The sequence below is a fragment of the Parvibaculum sp. genome (assembly GCF_035511255.1).
GTDB lineage: Bacteria > Pseudomonadota > Alphaproteobacteria > Parvibaculales > Parvibaculaceae > Parvibaculum.
Window position 1 is genome coordinate 1 of the sequence record NZ_DATKFR010000121.1, and the last position, 5,946, is coordinate 5,946.

Annotated in this window: 3 protein-coding genes and 1 pseudogene; all 4 read left to right on the top strand. The window is 64.3% G+C overall.

All coding sequences use genetic code 11. The features are described 5' to 3' along the window. Positions 1 to 285 (top strand): annotated as a pseudogene (locus tag VMR03_RS04290) (group III truncated hemoglobin); the annotation flags it as partial. Positions 286 to 524: 239 nt separating this feature from the next. Next, positions 525 to 1,490, top strand: a complete 966-nt coding sequence (locus tag VMR03_RS04295) for a phosphate ABC transporter substrate-binding protein (protein WP_325402619.1) — start codon at positions 525 to 527, stop codon at positions 1,488 to 1,490. Positions 1,491 to 1,600: 110 nt separating this feature from the next. Further along, entirely contained in the window at positions 1,601 to 4,255 is a 2,655-nt protein-coding gene (locus VMR03_RS04300; RefSeq protein ID WP_325402621.1) for an ABC transporter permease subunit, read from the top strand. A 47-nt stretch (positions 4,256 to 4,302) separates the two neighbouring features. Continuing rightward, a partial coding sequence (gene pstA, locus VMR03_RS04305) for a phosphate ABC transporter permease PstA (RefSeq protein ID WP_325402623.1) occupies positions 4,303 to 5,946 on the top strand: 1,644 nt, incomplete at its 3' end.

Sequence of the window (5,946 nt, forward strand, 5' to 3'; positions counted from 1 at the left end):
GACTGGGAGCCGCATCTCCACAAGATGTTCGACTTCTGGTCGTCGGTGATGCTGACCTCGGGCCGCTACAAGGGCCAGCCGATGCTCGCCCATATGCGCTTGAAGTCAGTCCGCCCCGAGCATTTCGACCGCTGGCTCACGCTTTTCCAACAGACGCTGGACGATCTCTGTACGCCGGCGGTCGCAGACGCCTACATGACGCGCGCGCTGCGCATCGCCGACAGTCTGCGTATGGGCATGTTCTTCGATCCGTCCGCCGCCGATCCCGCCCTCCGCCCCGCCTGATCCGCTCCCGTCGCCGCGCGGCGGCTCTGTGACAACCCCGCCACATTCTCCCGCGATTTTTCATTCGCCGATTGATCTTCGCCGCCCGCCGTCGCGGATCGCGCGAACGCGCGCCGGCCCTGTCACGATTACGTCATAAAACCGTTGCACGGGCTTCACCGGCTCCACTTAAGAACGCGCTTGGGGCGGGGCACTACCGCCGCACGCCAACCTTTCGTCTTCTCAGAAGGTCACAACATATGAAGCGCATTGGAGCTTTCCTGGGCGCGCTCGCGGTTTCCCTTACCGCCACCAGCGCGTTCGCGATCGATATCGACAGCCGGTACCAGCCGTACCAGCCCACCACCGGCGTATCCGGAAGCCTGAAGTCCATCGGCTCCGACACGCTGAACAACCTCATGACGCTTTGGGCCGAAGGCTACAAGGCGATCTATCCCTCGGTTAAGATCGAAATCGAAGGCAAGGGCTCGTCGACGGCCCCGCCCGCGCTGATCGCCGGCACCGCCCAGTTCGGTCCGATGTCGCGTCCGATGAAGTCGGCCGAGATCGACTCCTTCGAAGCGAAGTACGGCTACAAGCCGACCCAGGTTCGCGTTGCGGTCGACACGCTCGCCATCTTCGTCCACAAGGACAATCCGCTGACCTGCCTCTCGCTGACGCAGCTTGACGGCATCTTCTCCAAGAGCCGTCTCTCCGGCTCGCCGGAAATCGCGACTTGGGGCCAGCTCGGTCTCACGGGCGAATGGGCCTCGAAGCCGATCTCTCTCTTCGGCCGCAACTCGGCCTCCGGCACCTATGGCTACTTCAAGGAAGTCGCCATGGTGAACGGCGACTTCAAGGATTCGGTGAAGGAACAGCCGGGCTCGTCCGCCGTCGTCCAGGGCGTCGCCGCCGACAAGTTCGCCGTCGGCTATTCGGGCATCGGCTACAAGACGGCCGACGTCAAGGCCGTGCAGGTCGCCGGTCGCGACGGCCAGTGCCAGGAAGCCAATCAGAAGAACGCCTATACGGGCGCCTATCCGATCACGCGCTTCCTCTACATCTACGTGAACAAGAATCCCTCGGGTGCGCTCGATCCGGTTCGCGGCGAGTTCTTCCGCTTCGTGCTTTCGCTCGACGGCCAGAAGGATACCTCGAAGGACGGCTACTTCCCGATGCCTTACGTCTTCGCCCAGCAGGAACTTTCCAAGCTCGGCCTGAAGTAAGTTGAACTGGCGGGCCGGCGGATATCCTCCGCTGGCCCGCTTCCTCTTGTTCGCCGCCTGCTTCGGAATCACGTCATGTCCGCGGCGCGGCGCTTCGTGTGAACACGCGCATGACCGACGCCGTTCTTTCCAACGCTCCCGACGACTCCGGTAACGACACCGGATCCGGCAACCGGAAGTCGGTTGTCTACACGCGCAACAAGAAGACCAAGGCTTCGGTCCTCTGGGCGGACAAGATCGCCAGCCGCGGGATCACCATCGGCGGCTTCTTCGTCATTCTCTCCGTCTTCGCGATCATGGCGTTCCTGGTCATCGTGGCCGCGCCGCTCTTCGGCAGCGGTACCGTCAGCGACGCGAAACGCTACGCGCTCAATACAGCCGACGGTCACGTCATCTCGACCTCGATCGACGAATATCGCACTCTCGGGATCGAACTTTCGCATGGCGGCCGCCTGACGGCCTTCCATGTGCCGACGGGCGAGCGGCTCGCGGGCCCGACCTTCGATTTCGGTGGCGCCGAACCTTCCGCCTTCGCCCGTACGCTGCAGGGCGACGACGTTGCCTTCGGTTTTCCGGATGGGACCGTGCGTCTCGGCCGCCTCGCCATCGATACCGCCATCGTGCCCGAAGCCGCCGTGCCGGCGACCGTGCGGACGCTTGCCGGCGGCGATCGCACCGACGGCGCGACCGTTTTCATCGAAGTGGCCGGCAAGCAGGTGCGCCGCCTCGCGCCGGAAATCGCTCTCGAGGCGCCGGTACAGGTGGCGCCCGCGGGAACTGCGATCCGTTTTATCGACTACCGTGTCGGCGGCACCGAAGAGCGCCCGGTCAAGATCTTCGCTTCCATCGACGAGCATGGAACCGCGCGTCTCAGCGCCGCCTACAGCCAGGTCAACATGATGACCGGCGAAACCTCCACCACCGTCACCAACACCGAAGTGCCGACAGGCCTGAACGTCGCGGACATCGCTTCCGTTCTGCTCAACACCACCGGCGATCGCCTGCTGGTTGCGACCGAGGACGGCATGATCCATCGCTTCGACACGCGCGATCCGGCGCATGCGAAGCTCGCCGAAACGGTCCGTGTCCTGCCGCAAGGCGTCAAGCCGACCAGCATCGGCTATCTGAACGGCGAGAACTCGCTGATCGTCGGCGGCGCCGACGCCTCGCTTTCGATCTGGTCGCAGATCGACCGCAAATCGACCGGAACCTCGGACGGCATCGTGCTGACGAAGATCCACGATCTCGGCAAACAGCCCGCGCCGATTGAGCATCTGGCGGTCAGCCAGCGCACGCGTCTCTTCGTCGGTGCCGATGCGAAGGGCGAAGTCGCGCTCTATCACGCGACGACCGAACGCCGCGTTCTGACGTTCCCCTCCGCCGGCAAGCTCGCGCCCGTCGAGACGCTGATCCTCGCGCCGCGCGACAACGGCGCCGTCGCGATCGGCAAGGATGGCGAAGTCCGCATCTGGAGCTTCGACGTTCCGCATCCCGAAACGACCATCGGTTCCCTCTTCGGCAAGGTCTGGTACGAAGGCTATCCCGAACCCGGCTACACCTGGCAGTCCACGTCGGGCACCGACAGCGCCGAGCCGAAGCTCTCGCTCGTGCCGCTGATCTTCGGCACCATCAAGGGCGCGATCTACTCGCTCGCCTTCGCCGTCCCGATCGCGCTCCTCGCGGCGATCTACACGTCGGAGTTCATGCATTTCCGCGTGCGTGCGGTGGTGAAGCCAGTGATGGAACTGATGGCGTCGCTGCCGTCCGTCGTCATCGGCTTCGTCGTGGCGCTCGTCCTCTCGCCCATCGTGGAGAACTGGATCGGCGCCGTCGTCATCGCCTTCGCGGTCATTCCGCTGACGCTAATCGCCTCGTCCTTTCTCTGGCAATTGCTGCCTCAACCGCTGGCCTTGCGCTTCGACGGCCTGCCCAAGCTGGTCGCTTTCTTCTGCGCTCTCGTTTTCGCGCTCTGGCTCACGATGACGGTCGCGCCCGGTATGGAGCGGCTGTTCTTCGCCGGCGACTTCAAGGCCTGGACCACCGGCGTCGGCTCGGCCATGCCCTTCCTCTTCCTTCTGATGCTGCCGCTCAGTTTCATTCTGGTCTTCAATGTCGGCGGCCGCATTCTCGGCAACGTCTGGCGTGAAAGACTGCGCCAGAAGGAATATCATGTCGCTGGCGCCTGGGAGCTCGGACGCTGGCTGGTGCTGACGATCGTCGCTTTCGCCGTCGCGGCGCTCGTTGCCAGTCTGCTGAGCGCGGCGAGCTTCGACGCGCGCGGCGGCATCGTCGATACCTATATCCAGCGCAACACGCTGATCGCTTCCTTCGGCATGGCCTTCGCGGTGATCCCGATCATCTATTCGATTGCCGAGGACGCGCTGGGCGCGGTGCCCGAGCATCTGCGTTCGGCCTCGCTCGGCTGCGGCGCGACGAAATGGCAGACGGCCGCCTGGGTGATCCTGCCGACGGCGGGTTCCGGCATCTTCTCGGCGATCATGATCGGCCTCGGCCGCGCCGTCGGCGAGACGATGATCGTGGTGATGGCGACGGGCAATACGCCGATCCTCGACTGGAGCCTCTTCAACGGCCTGCGCGCCCTGTCGGCCAACATCAACGTCGAACTGCCGGAAGCGGTGAAGGATTCGAGCCTCTATCGCACGCTCTTCCTCTGCGGCCTGGTGCTCTTCGTGATGACCTTCATCCTCAACACCTTCGCGGAAATCGTGCGTCAGCGCTTCCGCAAGCGCGCCGCTCAGCTCTGAGAGAAATGCCCATGGTCGACATGTCCCGTCCGAGCGAAGAGATTTTCATGAACAGCAAGACGTCGAGCGTCGCGGTGACGCGCAAGAAGGCAAGCGACCTGACGGCGCGCGGCGAGCCGATGGTTTGGGCCATGGGCGGCTCGCTCGCCTTCGGCCTGCTGATGATCGCGGGTTTCCTGTCGCTGATCTTCTGGAACGGTCTGACGGCCTTCTGGCCGAAGCATGTGGACGTGGTGACGCTCGAGGACGGCCGCGTCATGGCCGGCGAGCCGATGCGCACCGAGAGCTACCGACCGACGCAGGAGGCGCTGCAAAAGCTCCCTGCCGCGGTGCAGGCGGAAATCGGCGAGCACGGCGGGTTGGCCAGCCGCACGCTTTATCGCATCGGCAATTACGACTATTACGCCAACGACTTCGACTGGGTCTCGGCCTTCGACGTGAAATCGGTCGCCGAGCCGAAGGACATCATGCTGGTCGAACGCCAGGAGTGGGGCGTCCTGATCGGCCGTCTCACAGCGCTCACTATCGACGGCGAAACGCATTCTAGTCCGGATATCGCGTCTATCGACGCGGCCCACAGGAGAGCACGCGCTCTTCGCGCCGAACGCATCGGGGTCGAGAAGAACGAACTCGGCGAGGTCAATCGCGAGATCAACGATCTACGCCTGTCCGTCCGCCGCGCCGAAATCGATTACGGCACCGGCTCGCCCGAAATGAAGGCCGCCGAGGCCCATGCCGCCGAGGAGACCCAACGCCTCAACGGCCAGTTCGAGACGCTGAGCGCCAAGGTTCTCGCCCTCCGCCAGAAGGAAGATGCGATTACGGTGACGGGCGCCGAGATCGGCGGACAGACCAAGGACTTTCCGCTCGGCAACTTCGTGCGCTACTACGCGCCGAACGATTTGTCGCTCTTGCAGAAGTTCGGCGTCTATTTCTCCCGCTGGTGGGAGTTTCTCACGGCCGAACCGCGCGAAGCGAATACCGAGGGCGGCGTCTGGCCGGCGATCTTCGGCACTTTCGTGATGACGGTCGTGATGAGCATTCTCGTCGCGCCCTTCGGCGTCATCGCGGCGCTCTATCTGCGCGAATATGCAAAACAGGGCCGCATCGTCGCGCTGGTGCGCATCTGCGTGAACAATCTCGCGGGCGTCCCTTCGATCGTCTACGGCGTCTTCGGTCTCGGCTTCTTCGCCTATGTGCTGGGCGGCTCGATCGACAGCCTGTTCTTCCCCGAACGCCTGCCGAGTCCGACCTTCGGCACAGGCGGCCTGCTCTGGGCCTCGCTCACCATGGCGCTCCTCACCGTGCCGGTCGTCGTCGTTGCGACCGAGGAGGCGCTTGCCGCCGTGCCGCGGTCGATGCGCGAAGGCTCGCTCGCCTGCGGGGCCTCGAAATGGCAGACCATCAAATGGATCGTGCTGCCCCGCGCCATGCCGGGCATCATGACCGGCCTCATCCTCGCCATGGCGCGCGGCGCCGGCGAAGTGGCGCCGCTGATGATCGTGGGTGTCGTGAAACTCGCGCCGGAACTTCCGATCGATGCGAGCTTCCCCTTCATCCATCTCGAGCGCAGCTTCATGCATCTCGGCTTCCACATCTACGACGTCGGCTTCCAGTCGCGCAATTCGGAGGCCGGCCGTTCGATGGTCTTCGTCACCGCTCTGGTGCTGATGGCCCTGGTGCTGGCGCTC